Source organism: Cedecea sp. P7760 (assembly GCF_013386425.1).
GTDB classification, from domain to species: Bacteria; Pseudomonadota; Gammaproteobacteria; order Enterobacterales; family Enterobacteriaceae; genus Cedecea; species Cedecea selenatireducens.
On sequence record NZ_JACARU010000006.1, the window covers coordinates 92,221 to 113,015 of the forward strand.

A 20,795-nucleotide genomic window follows, 5' to 3' on the forward strand; every position below is an offset into this window, starting at 1 on the left:
CTTTCTATTATTTTTATCCGTATTCCCTTATTTGTCAGGAAGGAGTTGTCATGTCTTTATCTCGCGAAGCAATTGTGGATCAATTAAAAGAAATCGTTGGCCCACAGCAGGTTATTACCGATGAGAAAGTATTGCAGAAAAACAGTATCGACCGGTTCAGAAAATATGCGGATATTCATGGCGTGTACACTCAGCCGCTGCCGGCCGCGGTAGTGAAATTACAGAGCGCTGAGCAAGTCTCCAGCGTGCTGGCGTTTCTGAACAGCAACCGCATCACCTGTATCCCGCGTACCGGCGCCTCTGCAACGGAAGGCGGCCTGGAAACCGTGGTGAAAAACACCGTGGTGCTGGACGGCTCAGGGCTGAACAAAATTATCGATATCGATATTGAAAACATGCAGGCGACCGCCCAATGCGGCGTTCCGCTGGAAGTGCTGGAAGATGCGCTTCGCGCAAAGGGTTACACCACCGGCCACTCTCCGCAATCCAAGCCGCTGGCACAAATGGGCGGCCTGGTCGCTACCCGCAGCATCGGCCAGTTCTCAACCCTGTACGGGGCGATTGAGGACATGGTCGTTGGCCTGGAAGCCGTGTTCCCGGATGGCAGCATTACGCGCATTAAAAACGTGCCGCGCCGCGCCGCTGGCCCGGATATCCGCCATGTGATTATCGGTAATGAAGGGGCGCTCTGCTACATCACCGAAGTGACGGTAAAAATCTTCAAATACATGCCGGAAAACAACCTGTTCTACGGCTACATCCTCGACAACATGAAAACCGGCTTCAACATCCTGCGTGAAGTGATGGCCGAAGGCTATCGTCCGTCGATTGCCCGCCTGTATGACGCCGAAGACGGCACCCAGCACTTCACCCATTTTGCCGAAGGCAAATGCGTGCTTATCTTTATGGCGGAAGGCTCTAAGCGCCTGGCGGAAGCGACAGGTGCAGGTATCGAAGAGATCGTCGCTCTTTACCCGGAATGCAAGAAAGTGGACAGCAAGCTGATCGAAACCTGGTTCAACAACCTGAACTGGGGCCCGGAAAAAGTGGCCGCCGAACGCGTGCAGATCATGAAAACCGGCAACATGGGCTTTACCACCGAAGTTTCCGGCAGCTGGAGCTGCATCCATGAGATTTACCACAATGTGATCGAGCGCATTCGTAATGAGTTCCCTCATGCAGGCGACATCACTATGCTGGGCGGCCACTCCTCCCACAGCTACATCAACGGCACCAACATGTACTTCGTTTACGACTACAACGTGGTGGACTGCAAGCCGGAAGAGGAGATCGACAAGTACCACAACCCGCTGAACAAAATCATCGTGGAAGAGACGATTCGCCTCGGCGGATCGATGGTGCACCACCACGGGATCGGCAAGCACCGCGTGCACTGGTCTAAGCTGGAGCACGGCACCGCATGGCCAATCATGCAAGGTCTGAAAGATCAATACGATCCAAACGGCATCATGAATACCGGCACGATTTGGTCGATTGAAAAGTAACCGTACAGGTCGGCTCTCAGGAGCCGACTTTTCTACTTACGGATCGACAAAGGAATCAGTATGCACGCCGACCCGGTTCGTATGGATGACCTGCCGCTTAATCGCTTTCATTTACGCATTGCCGGGCTGACCTTCGGCGCCCACCTGACGGACGGCTACGTGCTGGGCGTGATTGGCTTTGCGCTGGTGATGCTTACGCCGCAAATGGGCCTGACGCCGCTACAGGAAGGATTGGTAGGCGGTTCGGCGCTGTTTGGGCTGTTTCTTGGCAGCCTGGTGCTGGGCTGGATCTCCGATCATATTGGCCGGCAGAAAATCTTTAACTTCAGCTTTGTGCTCATCACGCTGGCCTCTTTTTTACAGTTTTTCGTGAGCAACGTGGAACAGCTGATCCTGCTGCGGGTGCTGATCGGCATCGGGCTGGGCGGCGACTATTCTGTGGGCCATACCATGCTGGCCGAATTTGCCCCACGCAAACATCGCGGCGTGCTGCTAGGCGCGTTCAGCGTGGTCTGGACGCTGGGCTACGTGTTGGCAAGCCTGATTGGCCATTTAATGGTGGACAGCGGGGCGGATGCCTGGCGCTGGCTGCTGGCTTCCGCAGCGTTTCCCGCGCTGTTAATCACGTTCTTACGCTGGGGTACTCCGGAGTCACCCCGCTGGCTGATGCGCCAGGGGAGAGTGTCCGAGGCTCACCAGATTGTGTGTCGCTGCTTTGGCGAACATGTTGTTATCAGCGATGAAATTGCGGTGCCGACCTCCCGCCATCTTCGGACGTTGTTTTCCGAGCAATACTGGCGGCGCACCGCGTTCAATAGCCTGTTCTTTGTTTGCCTGGTTATTCCGTGGTTTGCGATTTACACCTGGCTGCCGTCTATTACCGGGCTGCTGGGTATGCAGGATGGTCTGACCGCCAGCCTGCTGCTGAATATGGTGCTGGTGGTAGGGGCGATTGCGGGCCTTGTGCTGACCCACCGCTGTTCTCGTCGCGGCTTTTTGATCGGCGGCTTTCTGGTGCTGTTCTTAAGCCTCACCGCGCTGGCGCTGGTGCCGGAACAACACGGCACGATCATCCTGTTGCTGTTCTTCATTTTTACCCTGACGATTTCAGCGGTCAGCAATCTGGTGGGCGTATTGCCCGCCGAGAGTTTCCCGACCGATATTCGCTCGCTCGGCGTCGGTTTTGCGACTTCGATGAGCCGCTTCGGCTCGGCCATCAGCACCGGCCTGCTGCCTGTGGCGCTGGTCTCCTTCGGCGTGCAGAACACCATGCTATTGCTGAGCGCGGTTCTGATGCTGGGCCTGCTGGTTTCCGTTTTCTGGGCGCCGGAAACGCGAAACATGAGCCTCGTGACCGCATCCGGGAATAAAGAGCAGCCTCCGGGAGTTAACCATGAACATTCTGTTAGCCTTTAAGGCCGAGCCAGACCTCGCCATGCTGGCGGAAAAAGACTGGCTGGCCGCGAAACATCAAGGGCTGGACACTTCGATAACTCGTCCTTGCCTGGGGGAAGATGAGCAGGCCGCCGCCGAGATGCTGCTGCGCCAGCCAGAGGGTCTGAACCTCACGGGATTAAGTATTGGTAACGAACGTGCTGACAGCTTTCTGCGCCAGTTTAAGGCGCTGGGGTTCCAGCGGGCGGTGAGGCTGAAGCGGGAAGGTGAAATGACTTTTGCACCTGCCTCGGTTGCCGCTTTACTGGCGGCCTGGCAGCAGCAAAACCCTCAATCTCTGGTGCTGCTGGGGTCGCGCAGCGCCGAGGGCAACAGCGGCCAGACGGGGTTTTATCTGGCTGAACAGCTTGGCTGGCCGTGCTTCAGTCAGGTCTATGATTTTTCGGTGAATCAGACGCTACAGCAGGTTGAGCTGAAACAGCGATGTGCTACCGGAAAACGCCGCCTTACCGTGCGGCTGCCTGCGGTATTGATGATTGAAAGCCGGGGAGAATATTGCCTGAGAACGCCGGGCCTGCGGCAAAAACTGGCGGTAAAGGCCTCGGACGTTGAGGTTTTGCCTGCGGAAACGTTGGGTGCCGAGGTAGCCACGCCTGCCCTGGTCGAACTGGATAACCCTCAGCGACAGCGCGGCGGCTTAATTATTCAGGGAAACGATGCGGGTGAGAAGGCCCGTAGCCTTTACCGCGACTGGCTACGTAAAAGGATGCAGCCATGAAAATTGCCCTGATCCTGCCCGAATCCCGGAAAGCTGCCGTGCTGAACGAGTTCGGGAATTTTATTTCGTGTAGCGAGACTGAAAAAGTCCAGCTTGAAGGCTGGCTGCTGCCGGAGACTGAATACAGCGAGCCGCTGCTGAACGCGTTATGCGCGCACTATGCTCAGTCCCCTGCAAATGTTTTGCTGTTTCCTTCAGGCTGGCAGGGCGCGGAGCTGGCAACCCGGCTGGCGTGCCGCCTGAAGGGGGAAGCCTGGAGTGCCGTCAGTGGGGTAAATATTACCCAAAAAACGGTGCACAAAAATGCCTGCGGCGGCGCGCTGGTGGCTACTCTCCGGCTGCAAAATAAACCCTGGTGCCTGAGCGTTGCGTCCTCGCCGGGCGCAGGGAACTGGCAGCCAGAGATAGAATATTCGCAGATTCCCGTAGCGGAACAGAAACCTGCCTGGCTGGTTGAATGTACGTCTATTGCTGAGGAAAGTGCGTCCGGGCTGGCTGAAGTCAGGCTTGTGCTGGCCGTGGGGCGAGGAGTAGGCAGCCAGCAGGCGATGGAACAGGTTGAAGCCTGCGCCAGCGCGCTGGGGATGGAAACCGGCGCGAGCCGGGAAGCGGTGATGCACGCCTGGTGCAGCATGGACAAGCTGTTAGGGATGTCCGGCACTCAGGTTGCCGCCGACGTTTGTATTGCCGCAGGTATTTCCGGCGCACCTGCCTTTATCAGCGGCATTGCCCACAGCCGGTTTATCGTTGCCATCAACAGCGACCCACAGGCGGCAATTTTTCGCCATGCCGACGTGGGGATTGTGGATGACCTGCTGCCGGTGTTAGCCGAGCTGCAAAACTGCGTCAGGGAAGATATTTAGCCAGCTGCCAGACGCCGGTATTGGTGGTTGAGATGGCCAGCGCGCCGGCGTTCAGGGCGTTGTTGGCATCCTCCGCGTCACACACCAGGCCGCCCGCTATCACCGGCAGGTCGATTTTCTCCGTCACCCACTTCATCACCTTCGGCATGCAGCCGGGCAGTATTTCAATGCAGTCCGGGTTTGACTGCGCGATCTGCTTATCGATGTTGTGATAAGAGATAGAGTCGACGATAAACAGCCGGTGAATGGCAAAGAACCCCTGCGCCCTGGCCGCTTTTACCATCGGTGCCTTGGTGCTGATCACGCCGTCGGCCTGGGTCACCAGCTTCAGGAAGTTAATCACAATTTCTTTATTCGACGTGCCTTCCAGTAAATCGACGTGCACCAGCGCGTATTTGTTCGCTTTTTTAATCTGCTGCACGATGCCGGTAATCGTGCAGATATTGCCGTACAGCACGGAAATAACCTGGCAGTCGGACTCCAGCGCCAGCTGCAGGCTCTGGTTATCTTTTACCGCTGCAATCAGCGGGTGTTGCTTGAGTAGGGACATCAGGGACACAGCTTGAACTCCATTAACCAAAGCGTAATTGGATGCCGCAGCCGGCGGGCGGGTAGCGCCAGCGGCTGAGGGTTTGTTCGTCGCAAAGCAGGCGGCATGTGCCGCACTCCAGGCAGCCGGTATTATCAATCTGCAGGCTGCCGTCTTCCTTCTGGCGGTATAACCCTGCGGGGCAGGCGCGTACCAGCAGGGCAAGGCTTTCTCTGTCGGGGCTGTCTGCAGGAACAATGTGCGGTTTCTCTGCGGATTGCCAGGCGTTCTTTGCCAGTTTCTCATGCAGGTTCACAGGCTGCGTCCTCCGTGAAAAATGTCTTTAACCAGCCGGGAAATACCGGCCCTGCGGGCATGCTTCCACAGCAGGCTGCCGAGGCGGGGCGGCGGTGAACTTTTGGGATCAAAGATATCACGCTGCAGCTCGGCCAGCAGGTGCGGATAGTCCTGAAACAGCCCTGGCGTTTGTAAAAAATCGGGCATTTTGCGGTAGCGCTCCAGCACGCCCCACAGCGTAGTGCGCTCCAGATGCTGGCTATAAACCTGATTAAGATCGACGCATTCATCCCGCTGCAGTGACGTAATTAGCGTTTGTGCCGCCGCTTTTGCCGAAAGCGCAGCCAAATCCATGCCGCGCACGGTGAAGCCGGTATTGATACAGAAACGGGCGCTATCGCCCACCAGCAAATAGCCGGGGCCGGCCAGGCGTTCGGGGAGCCCGTTCAGGCCGCATTCAGGAATGAGATGTGCGCCATATTCCACCAGCTCGGCGCGGCGCAGAAGCGGGCGTAGTGTTGGGTGCTGTTTGAAGTTTTCCAGCAGGTCAGGAAGCGCTGCGCAGCAAGCCCGGAGTGAAGAGAGCGGGCAGACGATGCCGACAGAAAGCGTATCGTTATTGGTATAGAGAAAACCACCTGCGGGCTGCTCGCCGCAGACGCCACCGGTGAACAGCCAGGCCGCGCCTTCGTTACATTCGAGGGCAAAACGGTTTTCCAGATCTTCTTTCGGCAGCGCAAGCACTTCCTTAACGCCGACCGCAACGCCGTGCTCGGGCAGCTTGTTCAATAGCTTATGCTGCTCAGCCAGCAGGGTATTGGCACCTTCGGCAATAACCACGGCTCTGGTGCTCAGCACTTCTCCGTCAATCACTACGCCGCTCACCACGCCGTTTTCGACATGCAGGCCATCGACCTGGGTAGCCGCAAGGCACTGGGCTCCGGCTTGTTCAGCCTGCTGGAACAGCCACGGATCGAGACGTGCGCGAAGCACGCTGTATGAAGAAGCCGTGGGTTGTTGAAAGCTGAGCGTAGTGGCGCTGTCCGGCGTCAGAGCGGAGAGTTTTTCATGGGTAATACAGCGCTCAAGCGGGGCAGTACGAGAAAAGTCAGGAAAGAGATCGTCAAACACGGCGGTGTAAAGCCTGCCGCCCGACAGGTTTTTGCCTCCGGGCTGGCTTGCCCGCTCAACAAGCAGAACATTTAGCCCGGCGCGCGCGCACTCTGCCGCGCAGCAGGAGCCTGCGATCCCTGCACCTACGACGATAATATCGAAATCTGTAGTGGCCATCCCGTGCACCTTTTAGTTGCGACGGAGTAGCTTACCAAAGCGGGAAGAAAATTAGCTTGATGAGGTGCGCAGACGGGAAAAGTCCGGCGTGATTTCCGGACTTTTTTCGTTCTTATTCACCGCGGTAAACGCAGCCGGCGGTGCAGGTTTCTTTGATCATCACCGCGCTCAAAAGCGGAACGACGGGCTTCATCTGATCCCAAATCCATTTCGCCAGCACTTCGCTGGTTGGGTTTTCAAGCCCTGGGATATCGTTCAGATAATAGTGATCGAGGCGATCGTAAGTCGGCTTAAACGCCGCCTTCAGCTCGGAAAAGTCCATGATCCAGCCGGTATAGGGATCTACCTCGCCGGTAATTTCCAGGCGCACCATAAAGGAGTGGCCATGCAGGCGACCGCATTTGTGGCCTTCCGGCACGTGCGGCAGGCGGTGAGCGGCTTCGAAGGTAAAATCTTTAAACAGGGTGGTGGACATCATTCAACTCTCTGGAATTCAAAAAACCGCCGCATGATAGCGGAATGGACTATTTTTCGCATTAACTAAACGGCCCGCGGCCCGGCTACATGCTGTAAGTAACGGTGAATGAGCGAAAATCTTTTATTCATCAGTTAGTTAGTTAATCACTTTTAACACTATGATTTACCTGAAAAAACGATTAGTCGTTTTAGTTATTTATTATTTCCATCCCTTCTTTAATTGTTGATAACCTGCTGGTTAACCTTGACTCATTACAGTCTGTAAGCCCTTTTTTGCACTTTGCTACTGGAAGCTAAATACGTATGACTTCTCAGGTTCCACCGAGCGCTTTGCTGCCGCTAACGCCGGACCAGCTGGCACGCCTTCAGGCGGCGACCACTGATTTTTCGACCACTCAGTTGGCCTGGCTGTCCGGCTACTTCTGGGGAATGATTAACCAGCAGCCTGGCGCTGTCGCGGCGGCTCCGGCCCCTGCGGCAGAAGTGCCGGTTATCACGCTGATTTCCGCTTCGCAGACCGGCAACGCGCGCCGCGTGAGCGAGCAGCTGCGTGACGACCTGCTGGCGGCGAAGCTGAACGTCAACCTGGTGAACGCGGGCGACTATAAATTCAAGCAAATTGCCCAGGAAAAGCTGCTGATTGTCGTCAGTTCCACGCAAGGGGAAGGGGAGCCGCCGGAAGAAGCCGTGGCCCTGCACAAATTCCTGTTTTCGAAGAAGGCACCAAAGCTTAACGGTACCGCGTTTGCGGTCTTTGGCCTCGGCGACAGCTCCTATGAATTCTTCTGCCAGTCTGGCAAAGACTTCGACAGCAAGCTGGCGGAATTAGGCGGTGAGCGCCTGCTGGATCGCGTCGATACTGACGTCGAGTACCAGCCTGCGGCCCAGGAATGGCGTGGCAAAATTGTCGAACTACTGAAGTCTCGCGTACCGGCGGAAACCCCGGCTCAGGCGACCGCGACCGCCACTGGCGTGAGCAACGAAATTTTCACCAGCCCTTACAGCAAAGAAGCCCCGTTAACCGCCACGCTCGCGGTTAACCAGAAGATTACCGGCCGCGATTCCGATAAAGACGTGCGCCACATCGAAATCGATCTTGGTGACTCAGGCCTGCGCTACCGGCCGGGCGATGCGCTTGGCGTCTGGTACCAGAACGATCCGGCGCTGGTGAAAGAGCTGACCGATTTGCTGTGGCTGAAAGGCGATGAAAGCGTCACCGTTGACGGCAAAACGCTGCCGCTGAGCGAAGCCCTGCAGTGGCACTTCGAACTGACGGTGAACACCGGCAATATCGTTGAAAGCTACGCCCAGCTGACCCGCAACACGGCGCTGCTGGAGCTGGTGGGCGATAAAGCAAAATTACAGCATTACGCGCAGACCACGCCGATTGTGGATATGGCTCGCTACGCCCCGGCGGAGCTGACGGCTGAACAGCTGGTTGGCCTGCTGCGCCCGCTCACGCCGCGTCTTTACTCAATCGCCTCTTCGCAGGCGGAAGCTGAAACCGAAGTCCACATTACCGTGGGCGCGGTGCGCTATGACATCGAAGGCCGTGCCCGCAGCGGCGGGGCTTCCGGCTTCCTGGCTGACCGCCTTGAAGAAGAGGGTGAAGTGCGCGTGTTCATTGAGCACAACGATAACTTCCGCTTACCGGCAAACCCGGAAACACCGGTCATCATGATTGGCCCAGGCACCGGCATTGCCCCGTTCCGCGCCTTTATTCAGCAGCGTGATAACGACGGTGCGGGCGGCAAGAACTGGCTGTTCTTTGGCAACCCGCACTTTACCGAAGATTTCCTGTATCAGGTGGAATGGCAGCGCTACGTCAAAGACGGCCTGCTGACGAACATCGATTTAGCCTGGTCCCGCGACCAGCAGCATAAAATATACGTACAAGACAAACTGCGCGAGAAAGGCGCGGAACTGTGGCGCTGGATTCAAGAAGGTGCCCACATTTACGTCTGCGGCGACGCCAATCGTATGGCGAAAGACGTTGAACAGGCGTTACTGGAAGTGGTGGCCGTCCACGGTGGCATGGACACCGAAGCGGCAGATGAATTTTTAAGTGAGCTGCGCGTTGAGCGCCGTTATCAGCGAGATGTCTACTAATGAGCGAAAAACACCCTGGCCCTCTGGTGGTCGAAGGCAAACTGGTCGACGCCGAACGGCTGAAGCGCGATAGCGATTTCCTGCGCGGCACCATTAAAGAAGATTTGCAGGATGGCCTGACCGGCGGTTTCAACGGCGACAACTTCCTGCTGATCCGTTTTCACGGTATGTATCAGCAGGATGACCGCGATATTCGCGCCGAACGTGCGGAGCAGAAGCTGGAGCCGCGCCACGCGATGATGCTCCGCTGCCGTCTGCCGGGCGGGATCATCACCACCCAACAGTGGCAGGCTATTGATAAATTTGCCGAAGATAAGACTATCTACAGCAGCATCCGCCTGACTAACCGCCAGACGTTCCAGTTCCACGGGATCCTGAAGAAGAACGTCAAACCCGCGCATGAAATGCTGCACGAGGTCGGCCTGGACGCGCTGGCGACCGCTAACGACGTGAACCGCAACGTGCTGTGTACGTCTAACCCGGTGGAGTCTGAGCTGCACCAGGAAGCCTATGAATGGGCGAAAAAGCTTTCAGAGCACCTGCTGCCGCGCACCCGCGCCTACGCCGAGATTTGGTGGGATAAAGAAAAAGTTGCCACCACGGATGAAGAGCCGATTTTGGGGCCGACCTATCTGCCGCGTAAGTTTAAAACCACGGTGGTGATCCCGCCGCAGAACGATGTAGATCTGCACGCCAATGACATGAACTTCATTGCGATTGCAGAAAACGGCAAGCTTGTTGGCTTTAACCTGCTGGTTGGCGGTGGCCTGTCCATTGAGCACGGCAATAAAAATACCTATGCCCGTACGGCGAGCGAATTCGGCTACATTCCGTTGGAGCATACTCTGGCCGTAGCGGAAGCGGTGGTGACGACCCAGCGCGACTGGGGGAACCGTACCGACCGTAAAAATGCCAAAACCAAATATACCCTTGAGCGCGTGGGCGTGGAGGTGTTTAAGGCGGAAGTTGAGCGCCGCGCCGGCATCAAGTTTGAGCCGACCCGCGCTTACGAATTCACCGGCCGTGGCGACCGTATCGGCTGGGTGAAGGGCATCGACGACAAATGGCACCTGACGCTGTTTATCGAAAACGGCCGTATCCTGGATTACCCGGATCGCCCGCTGAAAACAGGCCTGCTGGAGATAGCCCGGATCCATAAAGGTGATTTCCGCCTGACGGCAAACCAGAACCTGATCGTCGCCGGCGTGCCGGAAAGCGAAAAGGCTAAAATAGAGAAGCTGGCTACCGGGCACGGGCTGATGAACGCGGTCACGCCGCAGCGCGAGAACTCGATGGCCTGCGTGTCTTTCCCTACCTGCCCGCTGGCGATGGCGGAAGCCGAACGCTTCCTGCCTGAGTTTGTCACCAAAGTTGAGCAGGTGATGGATAAACACAAGGTGCCGGATGAGCACATTGTGATGCGCGTCACCGGCTGCCCGAACGGCTGTGGCCGTGCGATGCTGGCCGAAATCGGCCTCGTGGGGAAAGCGCCGGGGCGCTATAACCTGCACATTGGCGGCAACCGTATCGGGACGCGTATTCCGCGTATGTACCGTGAAAATATCACGGAGCCGGAAATCCTCAGCTCGATTGACGAGCTGGTGGGGCGCTGGGCGAATGAGCGTGAGGCCGATGAAGGCTTTGGCGATTTCACCGTGCGCGCCGGGATTATTCGCCCGGTGCTCGACCCTGCCAGGGACTTGTGGGACTAGTTTTTATCCCCTCACCCTAACCCTCTCCCCAAAGGGGAGAGGGGATTAACAGACAAAGAATACTGAATCTGGCTTTTCCCTCTCCCTATCAGAGAGAGCTGGGGAGAGGGAATCATTCGGTTTCCCCCCCTCCCTTCCAGGGAGAGGGCCGGGGTGAGGGTCATTTATCACTAAGTGAGGCATGTATGTCCGTACTCGATCTTAACGCTCTGAACGCCCTTCCTAAGGTCGAACGCGTCATGGCGCTCGCCGAAGTGAACGCTCAGCTGGAAAAACTTAGCGCGCAGCAGCGTGTCACCTGGGCGCTGGAAAACCTGCCTGGTGAGTTTGTCCTCTCGTCCAGCTTTGGCATTCAGGCCGCCGTATGCCTGCATCTGGTCACGCAGCAGCGCCCTGATATCCCGGTGATCCTGACCGATACCGGCTATCTGTTCCCGGAAACCTACCGGTTTATCGACGAGCTGACCGACAAGCTGAAGCTGAACCTGCAGGTGTTTCGTGCGACCGAAAGCCCGGCATGGCAGGAAGCGCGCTACGGCAAACTTTGGGAGCAGGGCGTGGAAGGTATTGAGCGCTACAACGACATCAACAAAGTTGAGCCGATGAACCGCGCCCTGAAAACGCTGGAGGCAAAAACCTGGTTTGCTGGTCTGCGTCGCGAACAGTCCGGTAGCCGTGCCAATTTGCCGGTGCTGGCGGTACAACGCGAAGTCTTTAAAATTTTGCCGATCATCGACTGGGATAACCGCACGGTATATCAGTATCTGACCGAGCACGGGCTTACGTATCATCCGCTGTGGGATCAGGGCTATCTTTCCGTCGGCGATACCCACACCACGCGTAAGTGGGAGCCGGGCATGGCAGAAGAAGAAACCCGGTTCTTTGGCCTGAAGCGCGAGTGCGGCTTGCACGAATGACTAATCCCTCACCTGAACGGCGAGGGAACATCATTTTTCGGCCTTCGCCAACTCTTTCACCAGCGGCAGCAAAACGCGCACCGTGTCATGGCTGCGGCGCTTAATTCTGCCCGGCAGCGCTTTATCCAGATAGTCGAGGTTGTCGATAGTCGCGTTATGCCAGCTGGTGCCGTTTGGGAACGCCTTGTTTTTACCGCGCTGCTGGTAACCGTCTTTCGCTCCCAGCGTCCAGTTGCTTGCCTCGACGGAAAGCACCGGAATACCTGCCTTATCAAAAGGCTCTGCATCGCCGCAGCAGCCGGTGCCTTTCGGGAATTTCGCATTCAATCCTGGATTGCTGGTAGCCTGAATCCCTGCGCGGTGCGCAAGAGTCAGCGCCCGGTCGCGGGTCAGTTTGCGCACGGCCGCAGGCGTTGATACTCCGCTATTGAAATAAAGCTTATCGCCCACGATCAGGCTATCAAGGTTGATAACCAGCAGCGTGTTGGCCTGCTCTTCTTTACTCATGCGCTGCAGGATGTTCTTCGCACCCAGCGAGCCAATCTCTTCTCCGCTGGTGGCAATAAAGCGGATGCCATAGCGGGTAGGTATATCTTTCAGGCGTTCGGCCAGCTCCAGCATGACGCCGAGACCGGAAGCATTATCGTCCACGCCCTGCAGCGTCAGGCCGCCGAGGTTATTGTCCACGTCTTTATCGCTCAGCGGCGTATAGGTATCCAGATGCGCCATGATAATGATTTGCTGCGGCAGCTTACCTTCGCGGGCGGCAATCACGCTGCTGGTGGTGACGTTATGCCAGTTTTGATGGCCCGCTTTCGTGGTGTAAAGGTAGCGGGTATTAAACTGACGAATATCGCTCTGGTAACCCCAACTTTTAAATTGCTGCTGAAGATAGTCTGCGGCCAGCATTTCGGCCGGGCTGCCGGTCATTCGGCCAGGAAAATAAGTGGCGATGTGGCGGGTTTGCTGGTCGGCAATATCGCCTTGCTGCGTGGTCTTCGCTACGGCGGGAAAACTAAAGCACGCGCCCAGTGCCAGGCAAATCACCGAGCGGCGCAATGCGGAAAACATAGTACGTCCTTATTCATCTTTATTAGTCGGAAGTTTTAAGCACCGTTAGTATGAAACTGTGAGCCAGGTTAAACAATTTCATTTGCTCTTAAACCCGCGAAAAAACGGCAGGTTAAGCACATTTTGTTGTTAGCTTTGCCGGGGCGTTATTCTTTTCGGGAACTAGTCATTCCAATTCGTAATTTCATAACAAATAAGCCCAAGACTTATAGTCCCCTTAGATTAAATCTCAAGCGGCTGCGATGAACGGCCGCGGCGCATCTGCTTAAGGGAAGGTTATGGACCAGAAAAGACTCACTCACTTGCGGCAACTGGAGGCTGAAAGCATCCATATTATCCGCGAGGTCGCTGCCGAATTTTCTAATCCGGTGATGATGTATTCCATTGGTAAAGACTCTTCGGTCATGCTGCATTTGGCCCGTAAAGCTTTCTACCCTGGTACGCTGCCGTTCCCGCTATTGCACGTTGACACCGGCTGGAAATTCCGCGAAATGTACGAATTCCGTGACCGCACGGCGAAAGCCTACGGCTGCGATCTTATCGTGCATCGCAATCCTGAAGGCGTGGCGATGGGCATCAACCCATTTGTTCACGGCAGCGCCAAACATACCGACATCATGAAAACCGAAGGCCTTAAGCAGGCGCTGAATAAATACGGTTTTGACGCGGCCTTTGGCGGCGCACGTCGTGACGAAGAGAAGTCGCGCGCGAAAGAGCGTATTTATTCCTTCCGCGATCGCTTTCACCGCTGGGATCCGAAAAACCAGCGCCCTGAGCTGTGGCACAACTACAACGGCCAGATTAACAAAGGCGAAAGCATTCGCGTGTTCCCGCTCTCTAACTGGACCGAGCTGGATATCTGGCAGTACATCTACCTGGAAAATATCGACATCGTTCCGCTGTATCTTGCGGCTCCGCGCCCGGTGCTGGAGCGTGACGGCATGCTGATGATGATTGACGACGATCGCATCGATCTGCAGCCGGGCGAAGTGATTGAACAACGTATGGTGCGCTTCCGTACCCTGGGCTGTTGGCCGCTGACCGGCGCGGTGGAATCTACCGCGCAGACGCTGCCGGAGATCATCGAAGAGATGCTGGTTTCCACCACCAGTGAACGCCAGGGACGCATGATTGACCGCGACCAGGCCGGCTCCATGGAGCTGAAAAAACGCCAGGGTTATTTCTAAGGAGCCGCCAGATGAACACCACTATTGCACAACAAATCGCTGACGAAGGCGGCGTAGAAGCCTATCTGCACGCGCAGCAGCACAAAAGCCTGCTGCGGTTTTTGACCTGCGGCAGCGTCGATGACGGCAAAAGCACGTTGATCGGCCGCCTGCTGCACGACACGCGCCAGATTTATGAGGATCAGCTCTCTTCGCTGCACACCGACAGTAAACGTCACGGCACCCAGGGCGAGAAACTCGACTTAGCGTTGCTGGTGGATGGCCTGCAGGCTGAACGTGAGCAGGGCATTACCATTGACGTGGCCTATCGCTATTTCTCCACCGAGAAGCGCAAATTTATCATCGCCGACACGCCGGGGCACGAACAGTACACCCGCAATATGGCGACCGGCGCATCAACCTGTGACCTGGCGATCCTGCTGATCGACGCCCGTAAAGGCGTGTTGGATCAAACCCGTCGCCACAGCTTTATCTCCACGCTGCTGGGGATCAAACATCTGGTGGTGGCGATCAACAAGATGGATCTGGTGGCGTTCAGCGAGCAGACCTTCGAGCAGATCAAACAGGATTACCTGACCTTCGCCCAGCAGCTGCCGGCGGACCTGGATATACGCTTCGTGCCGCTTTCCGCGCTGGAAGGGGATAACGTGGCAAGCTCCAGCAGCCAGATGCCGTGGTACAGCGGCCCGACGCTGCTCGAAGTGCTGGAAACGGTAGAAATTACTCGCAGCGTGGAGCAGCAGCCAATGCGCTTCCCGGTGCAGTACGTTAACCGTCCCAACCTGGACTTCCGTGGCTACGCGGGGACGCTGGCTTCGGGCACCGTCAGCGTGGGACAGCGCGTCAAAGTGCTGCCGTCCGGCGTGGAGTCGAACATCGCCCGAATCGTGACTTTTGATGGAGATTTGCAACAAGCCGGCGCGGGCGAAGCGATAACCCTGGTGCTGAAAGATGAAATCGACATCAGCCGGGGCGACCTGCTGGTTGATTCCGGTGAATCACTGGCCGCGGTACAGAGCGCTAAAGTGGATGTGGTATGGATGGCGGAGCAGCCGCTGGTGCCGGGGCAGAGCTTTGATATCAAGATCGCCGGGAAGAAAACCCGCGCGCGCGTCGACAATATTCAGTACCAGGTTGAGATTAACTCTCTGACTCAGCGCGTGGTGGAAAGCCTGCCGCTGAACGGCATTGGGCTGGTGGATTTGACCTTCGATGAGCCGCTGGTGCTCGACAAATATCAGACCAATCCGGTGACCGGCGGGCTGATTTTCATCGATCGCCTGAGCAACGTGACCGTGGGTGCAGGCATGGTGCGTGAGCCGCAGGAAGATGTTTATCAGGAACCGTCGGCATACGGTGCGTTTGAGCTTGAGCTTAACGCTTTGGTGCGCCGCCACTTCCCACACTGGGGCGCGCGTGACCTGCTGGGAGGCAAGTAATGGCCGACCATGATGAAAACGTGGTCTGGCATGCTCACCCCGTTACGCGTGAGCAGCGTGAAGCTTTGCACAAGCACCGCGGGGCGGTGCTGTGGTTTACCGGCTTGTCCGGCTCCGGGAAATCAACCGTGGCCGGCGCGCTCGAACAGGAACTGCATAAACTTGGCGTAAGCACCTACTTACTCGACGGCGACAACGTGCGCCACGGGTTATGCAGCGACCTGGGCTTTAGCGATGCAGACCGTAAAGAAAACATCCGGCGGGTAGGTGAAGTTGCCGGCCTGATGGTGGACGCGGGCCTTGTCGTGCTCAGCGCGTTTATCTCGCCACACCGTGCCGAAAGGCAAATGGTACGCGAACGTGCCGGAGAGGGGCGCTTCTACGAAGTGTTTGTGGATACGCCGCTGGCGATTTGCGAAACCCGCGATCCTAAAGGGCTGTACAAGAAGGCTCGGGCAGGGGAATTAAAGAATTTTACCGGTATTGATTCGGCGTATGAGGCGCCGCTACAGGCGGAAATACACTTAGACGGCGAACAATTAGTAACAAATTTAGTGGCCCAAATATTAGACCTGCTGCGTCGTGACGATATCATCAATTGCTGAAGACGCCCGGAAGCACAACGCTTCCGGCCATCAGGGTTATGAAATCAGTTATGCGCAACAGCACGAATATCGTTATTTCTCAGGCTGAACCCAGCCCGACGGTCGAGGAAACAACCTGGTCATTGCCCGGGGCGTTTATCGGCTTTTTGTCGTGGCTGATGGCGCTAGGTATTCCCTTTTTGGTCTACGGCCCTAACACGCTGTTTTTCTTCCTCTACACGTGGCCATTTTTCCTGGCGCTGATGCCGGTCGCGGTGGTGGTGGGGATAGCGTTGCACTCCATTTTGCGCGGCAGGCTGCTGTTTAGCTGCCTGGCTACGCTGCTCTCCGTCGCGCTGATGTTCGGCGTACTCTTTATGTGGCTAATGGGTTAGCCGTGCCGAACTGCGTCAAACCGTAACAGACTATTTTTGGGCAACGTTAAGCTAAACTTGCTGCAATCGCGCATGAATGCGCGTTATGTGGTAAATTCTGGCGCGATTTGGCGGGCAGGGTTGCTTGCCATTGTGGAGTCGACGAAAAAGTTGTGGGATGATTGTGCCGTTTTTCAGGGGGCAGGATGGGTAAACTAACGCTGCTGTTGCTGGCCTTGCTGGTCTGGCTTCAGTATTCGCTGTGGTTCGGAAAAAACGGCGTACACGATTACACGCGCGTCAGCGAAGATGTCGCTGCGCAGCAGGCAACCAATGCCAAATTAAAATCTCGCAACGATCAGCTTTTTGCCGAAATTGACGACCTCAACGGTGGCCAGGAAGCGATTGAAGAGCGCGCTCGCAACGAACTCAGCATGACCAGGCCGGGGGAGACTTTTTATCGCCTGGTGCCGGAAGCCTCCAAACGCGCAGCCAACGGAAATCCCCCTAACGCCGGGCAAAATAATCGATAACTCAGCATAAGTGAAAGGCATGGCAGACTCCTCCCAGGACGTAATTGCCGTGATACCGGCCGCCGGTATCGGCAGCCGTATGCAAACGGAATGTCCTAAGCAGTACCTACACATCGGCGACAAAACGATTCTCGAACACGCGGTGGCTAGCCTGATGGCGCACCCTCGCGTGGGCCAGACGATCGTCGCTGTCAGCCCCAACGATGCTTACTTTTCTTCTCTGCCGCTGGCCTCCGATCCTCGCGTCACCGTGGTGACGGGCGGGAAACAGCGTGCAGATTCCGTTCTGGCTGGCCTGCAGGCCGCAGGCGATGCGAAATGGGTGCTGGTTCACGACGCTGCGCGCCCCTGTCTGCACCCGGACGACCTCGAAAATCTGCTGGCGATTACCGCTACCAGCAAAGTCGGCGGCATTTTGGCCGCTCCGGTTCGCGACACTATGAAGCGAGGCGAGCCCGGCAAAGCGCTGATAGCGCATACGGTAGATCGTGAAGATCTCTGGCATGCCCTTACGCCGCAGCTGTTCCCTCTCGAACTTTTGCGCAGCTGTCTGCTGCGCGCGCTGGATGAAGGCGCCACCATCACCGATGAAGCCTCGGCCCTGGAATATTGCGGCTTTCATCCAGAACTGATTAACGCTCGGGCTGATAATATCAAGGTGACTCGCCCTGAAGATCTGGCGCTGGCGGCTTTCTATCTTACGCGGTTAACCCAAACGGAGAATTTATAATGCGTATCGGACATGGTTTTGATGTTCATGCTTTTGGCGGTGAAGGCCCGATTATTATTGGCGGCGTTCGTGTCCCGTTCGAAAAAGGGCTGCTGGCCCATTCTGATGGCGACGTTGCCCTGCATGCCCTGACCGATGCGCTGCTGGGTGCCGCCGCGCTGGGAGATATCGGCAAGCTGTTCCCGGACACCGATCCTGCCTTCAAAGGTGCGGACAGCCGCGAACTGCTGCGTGAAGCGTGGCGTCGCATTCAGGCTAAAGGTTTTACGCTTGGGAACGTCGACGTGACGATTATCGCTCAGGCACCGAAAATGGCTCCGCACATCCCGCAGATGCGCGTGTTTATCGCCGAAGATCTCGGCTGCCATATGGATGACGTCAACGTTAAAGCGACCACCACCGAGAAGCTCGGCTTTACCGGGCGTGGGGAAGGTATTGCCTGTGAAGCCGTGGCGCTGCTGCATAAGGCCAGCAAGTAATGGATATGCAAAACCTGACCTGGCTGCACGGTAAGCCGCAGGGCAGCGGCGTTATCAAGGCCAGCCCTGAAGACTTCGTGGTGATTGAAGATTTGGGCTTTGGCCCCGACGGCGACGGCGAGCATCTGCTGCTGCGAATTCTGAAAAGCGGCTGCAATACGCGTTTTGTCGCCGATGCGCTGGCGAAATTCCTCAAAGTCCATGCTCGCGAAGTCAGCTTTGCCGGGCAGAAAGACAAACATGCCGTGACCGAGCAGTGGTTCTGCGTCCGCCTGCCGGGCAAAGAGATGCCTGATATGAGCGCCTTTGCGCTCGAAGGTTGCCAGGTGTTGGAGTTTGCCCGCCATCGCCGCAAGCTGCGTTTGGGCGCGCTGCAAGGGAACCGCTTTACCCTCGTCCTGCGCGAAGTCAGCGATCGTAGCGAACTGGAGCAGCGCCTGCAGGCCGTGGCGCAGCAGGGCGTGCCTAACTATTTCGGCAGCCAGCGTTTTGGTATTGGCGGTAACAACCTGCATCAGGCGAAGCGCTGGGCGGAGAGTAATGCGCCGCTGCGAGACAGAAATAAACGCAGTTTTTGGTTGTCGGCAGCACGCAGCGCGTTGTTTAATCAGATTGTTAGCCAGCGCCTGAAAAAACCAGACTTTAATCAAGTTGTTGATGGCGATGCGCTACAATTGGCAGGACGCGGCAGCTGGTTTGTGGCGACCCCGGAAGAACTCCCAACCCTGCAACAGCGAGTAGATGACGGCGAACTGCTGATCACGGCTTCGCTGCCGGGTGACGGCGAGTGGGGAACGCAAAACGCAGCGCTGGCTTTTGAGCAACAATGCGTGGCGGAAGAAGATGTCCTGCTGGGCTTGTTGAAGCGTGAACGCGTGGAAGCTGCGCGCCGGGCGATGCTGGTTCAGCCTAAAGCGCTGAGCTGGAACTGGTGGGATGATGTGACCGTCGAGCTGAATTTCTGGCTGCCGGCGGGAAGCTTTGCCACCAGCGTTGTCAGGGAACTCATGAACACAGCGGGTGATTATGCGAATATTGCTGAGTAACGATGACGGAGTCCAGGCCCCTGGCATTCAGGTGCTGGCGGAGGCGTTGCGTGAATTTGCCGAGGTGCAGGTGGTTGCCCCGGACAGAAACCGCAGCGGCGCATCTAACTCGCTGACGCTCGAGTCATCGCTAAGAACCTTTACCCTCGCCAACGGAGATATCTCCGTGCAGATGGGCACGCCGACGGACTGCGTCTATCTCGGCGTGAATGCTTTGATGCACCCCCGGCCAGACATTGTGGTGTCGGGCATTAACGCCGGGCCTAATCTCGGCGACGACGTTATCTATTCCGGTACCGTTGCGGCCGCGACGGAAGGGCGCCATTTAGGGCTTCCGGCACTTGCCGTTTCGCTCGATGGCCACCAGCACTATGAAACGGCGGCGGCGGTAACCTGTTCTATTCTACGGGCGCTGGCTCGCGAGCCGCTGCGCACCGGGCGCATTCTTAACATCAACGTCCCCGACCTGCCGCTCGATCAAATCAAAGGCATTCGCGTTACCCGCTGCGGCAGCCGTCATCCGTCAGACCAGGTTATTCGCCAGCAAGATCCGCGCGGCAACACGGTGTACTGGATTGGCCCGCCGGGAGAAAAACTGGATGCGGCGCCGGACACCGACTTTGCTGCCGTCGACGAAGGCTACGTTTCGGTGACCCCGCTGCACGTCGATTTAACCGCACATAGCGCCCATGAAGTCGTTGGCCACTGGCTGGAAAAGGCCGGAGTTGAGGCGCAATGGTAAGCAGACGCGTACAAACCCTTCTCGATCAGCTTCGTGCCCAGGGCATCAAGAACGAACAGGTTCTTGAGGCTATCGCGCAGGTGCCGCGCGAGAAGTTTGTCGACGAAGCGTTTGAACACAAAGCCTGGGAAAATACCGCGTTACCTATTGGGTCTGGTCAGACTATCTCTCAGCCGTATATGGTGGCGAGGATGACGGAGTTGCTGGAGCTGACGGAGCATTCAAAGGTGCTGGAGATTGGCACTGGCTCGGGTTACCAGACCGCAATTCTGGCGCATCTGGTGGGGCATGTTTGCTCCGTAGAGCGCATCAAAGGGCTGCAATGGCACGCCAGACGTCGCCTGAAGCAGCTCGATTTACACAATATTTCGACCCGTCACGGCGATGGCTGGCAGGGCTGGCAGGCGAAAGCCCCGTTTGACGCTATTATTGTGACGGCGGCCCCGCCGGAAATTCCGACTGCGCTACTGTCGCAGCTGGACGAAGGCGGCATTCTTGTTTTACCCGTGGGCGACGACCAGCAGTTTTTAAAACGCGTCCGTCGCCACGGAGACGAATTTTCAATCGACACGGTAGAAGCTGTTCGCTTTGTGCCCTTAGTGCCCGGCGAATTAGCATAACCCGGAAATATCCGGTTTTCTTGCTGTTGATTCGGCGTAACGTAGCCGAATTCAGCAAAAGCTGGCGTGGTTTACGCCGCTTTTCTACAGTGTTTTCATGAATATCTGGTTGTTATCA

Annotated in this window: 22 protein-coding genes; 17 read left to right on the forward strand and 5 right to left on the reverse strand. The window is 56.8% G+C overall.

Annotation, left to right across the window (positions count from 1 at the left end):
* Window positions 1–50: 50 nt before the first annotated feature.
* From HX778_RS02030 to HX778_RS02045, 4 genes are read left to right on the forward strand one after another with little or no spacing between them, the layout of a single operon-like run.
* Window positions 51–1,505, forward strand: a complete 1,455-nt coding sequence (locus tag HX778_RS02030; RefSeq protein WP_176981176.1) for an FAD-binding oxidoreductase — start codon at window positions 51–53, stop codon at window positions 1,503–1,505.
* Window positions 1,506–1,565: 60 nt separating this feature from the next.
* Window positions 1,566–2,921: an MFS transporter gene (locus HX778_RS02035; protein WP_218166993.1), complete on the forward strand. Its 1,356-nt coding sequence runs from the start codon at window positions 1,566–1,568 to the stop codon at window positions 2,919–2,921.
* Entirely contained in the window at window positions 2,899–3,678 is a 780-nt protein-coding gene (locus HX778_RS02040) for an electron transfer flavoprotein subunit beta/FixA family protein (RefSeq protein ID WP_176981177.1), read from the forward strand. The genes HX778_RS02035 and HX778_RS02040 overlap by 23 nt, the downstream gene beginning before the upstream one ends.
* A complete protein-coding gene (locus HX778_RS02045; RefSeq protein WP_176981178.1) occupies window positions 3,675–4,541 on the forward strand; it encodes an electron transfer flavoprotein subunit alpha/FixB family protein in 867 nt (288 codons plus the stop codon). Before HX778_RS02040 ends, HX778_RS02045 begins: the two co-directional genes overlap by 4 nt.
* On the opposite strand, the gene HX778_RS02050 is transcribed toward HX778_RS02045, so the two are convergent.
* The 4 genes from HX778_RS02050 to queD form a co-directional block, all read right to left on the reverse strand.
* Window positions 4,525–5,100, reverse strand: a complete 576-nt coding sequence (locus tag HX778_RS02050; RefSeq protein WP_038479425.1) for a glycerol-3-phosphate responsive antiterminator — start codon at window positions 5,098–5,100, stop codon at window positions 4,525–4,527. The genes HX778_RS02045 and HX778_RS02050 overlap by 17 nt on opposite strands.
* 13 nt (window positions 5,101–5,113) lie before the next feature.
* Window positions 5,114–5,386 carry a 4Fe-4S dicluster domain-containing protein gene (locus HX778_RS02055; protein WP_176981179.1) on the reverse strand — a complete coding sequence of 91 codons (273 nt, stop codon included), beginning with the start codon at window positions 5,384–5,386 and terminating at the stop codon, window positions 5,114–5,116.
* On the reverse strand, window positions 5,383–6,657 hold the full coding sequence (locus HX778_RS02060) for an FAD-dependent oxidoreductase (RefSeq protein WP_176981180.1): 1,275 nt from the start codon (window positions 6,655–6,657) through the stop codon (window positions 5,383–5,385). The genes HX778_RS02055 and HX778_RS02060 overlap by 4 nt, the downstream gene beginning before the upstream one ends.
* A 112-nt stretch (window positions 6,658–6,769) precedes the next feature.
* Window positions 6,770–7,135: a 6-carboxytetrahydropterin synthase QueD gene (queD, locus tag HX778_RS02065; protein ID WP_162473299.1), complete on the reverse strand. Its 366-nt coding sequence runs from the start codon at window positions 7,133–7,135 to the stop codon at window positions 6,770–6,772.
* 302 nt (window positions 7,136–7,437) lie between these two features.
* Between queD and cysJ the strand changes: the two genes are divergently transcribed.
* From cysJ to cysH, 3 genes are all read left to right on the forward strand, one after another.
* Window positions 7,438–9,243: an NADPH-dependent assimilatory sulfite reductase flavoprotein subunit gene (gene cysJ / locus HX778_RS02070; RefSeq protein ID WP_176981181.1), complete on the forward strand. Its 1,806-nt coding sequence runs from the start codon at window positions 7,438–7,440 to the stop codon at window positions 9,241–9,243.
* Window positions 9,243–10,955, forward strand: a complete 1,713-nt coding sequence (gene cysI, locus HX778_RS02075) for an assimilatory sulfite reductase (NADPH) hemoprotein subunit (RefSeq protein WP_176981182.1) — start codon at window positions 9,243–9,245, stop codon at window positions 10,953–10,955. The genes cysJ and cysI overlap by 1 nt, the downstream gene beginning before the upstream one ends.
* A 185-nt stretch (window positions 10,956–11,140) precedes the next feature.
* Entirely contained in the window at window positions 11,141–11,872 is a 732-nt protein-coding gene (cysH, locus tag HX778_RS02080) for a phosphoadenosine phosphosulfate reductase (RefSeq protein WP_176981183.1), read from the forward strand.
* A gap of 30 nt (window positions 11,873–11,902) precedes the next feature.
* Here the strand turns inward: cysH and HX778_RS02085 are convergent, their stop codons facing one another.
* A complete protein-coding gene (locus HX778_RS02085; protein WP_038479442.1) occupies window positions 11,903–12,943 on the reverse strand; it encodes an aminopeptidase in 1,041 nt (346 codons plus the stop codon).
* Window positions 12,944–13,221: 278 nt separating this feature from the next.
* Between HX778_RS02085 and cysD the strand changes: the two genes are divergently transcribed.
* The 10 genes from cysD to HX778_RS02135 all read left to right on the forward strand — a co-directional run bounded on the left by cysD (window position 13,222) and on the right by HX778_RS02135 (window position 20,677).
* Complete coding sequence (cysD, locus tag HX778_RS02090) at window positions 13,222–14,130, forward strand: sulfate adenylyltransferase subunit CysD (protein WP_008458345.1); 909 nt, start codon at window positions 13,222–13,224, stop codon at window positions 14,128–14,130.
* A gap of 11 nt (window positions 14,131–14,141) precedes the next feature.
* Complete coding sequence (gene cysN, locus HX778_RS02095) at window positions 14,142–15,569, forward strand: sulfate adenylyltransferase subunit CysN (protein WP_176981184.1); 1,428 nt, start codon at window positions 14,142–14,144, stop codon at window positions 15,567–15,569.
* Window positions 15,569–16,174, forward strand: coding sequence for an adenylyl-sulfate kinase (cysC, locus tag HX778_RS02100; protein ID WP_038479448.1), 606 nt, complete (start codon window positions 15,569–15,571; stop codon window positions 16,172–16,174). The genes cysN and cysC overlap by 1 nt, the downstream gene beginning before the upstream one ends.
* 50 nt (window positions 16,175–16,224) lie before the next feature.
* A complete protein-coding gene (locus HX778_RS02105) occupies window positions 16,225–16,548 on the forward strand; it encodes a DUF3561 family protein (RefSeq protein WP_038483219.1) in 324 nt (107 codons plus the stop codon).
* 185 nt (window positions 16,549–16,733) lie between these two features.
* Window positions 16,734–17,060 carry a cell division protein FtsB gene (gene ftsB / locus HX778_RS02110; protein ID WP_038479451.1) on the forward strand — a complete coding sequence of 109 codons (327 nt, stop codon included), beginning with the start codon at window positions 16,734–16,736 and terminating at the stop codon, window positions 17,058–17,060.
* A 19-nt stretch (window positions 17,061–17,079) separates the two neighbouring features.
* The gene (ispD, locus tag HX778_RS02115; protein WP_176981185.1) at window positions 17,080–17,790 is read left to right on the forward strand and encodes a 2-C-methyl-D-erythritol 4-phosphate cytidylyltransferase; all 711 of its coding nucleotides are present in this window, start codon (window positions 17,080–17,082) and stop codon (window positions 17,788–17,790) included.
* Complete coding sequence (gene ispF, locus HX778_RS02120) at window positions 17,790–18,269, forward strand: 2-C-methyl-D-erythritol 2,4-cyclodiphosphate synthase (RefSeq protein ID WP_038479457.1); 480 nt, start codon at window positions 17,790–17,792, stop codon at window positions 18,267–18,269. The genes ispD and ispF overlap by 1 nt, the downstream gene beginning before the upstream one ends.
* Window positions 18,269–19,315, forward strand: coding sequence for a tRNA pseudouridine(13) synthase TruD (gene truD, locus HX778_RS02125; RefSeq protein ID WP_038479460.1), 1,047 nt, complete (start codon window positions 18,269–18,271; stop codon window positions 19,313–19,315). The genes ispF and truD overlap by 1 nt, the downstream gene beginning before the upstream one ends.
* Window positions 19,296–20,057, forward strand: coding sequence for a 5'/3'-nucleotidase SurE (surE, locus tag HX778_RS02130; protein ID WP_176981186.1), 762 nt, complete (start codon window positions 19,296–19,298; stop codon window positions 20,055–20,057). The genes truD and surE overlap by 20 nt, the downstream gene beginning before the upstream one ends.
* Window positions 20,051–20,677, forward strand: coding sequence for a protein-L-isoaspartate(D-aspartate) O-methyltransferase (locus tag HX778_RS02135; protein ID WP_038479466.1), 627 nt, complete (start codon window positions 20,051–20,053; stop codon window positions 20,675–20,677). The genes surE and HX778_RS02135 overlap by 7 nt, the downstream gene beginning before the upstream one ends.
* Window positions 20,678–20,795: the final 118 nt, after the last annotated feature.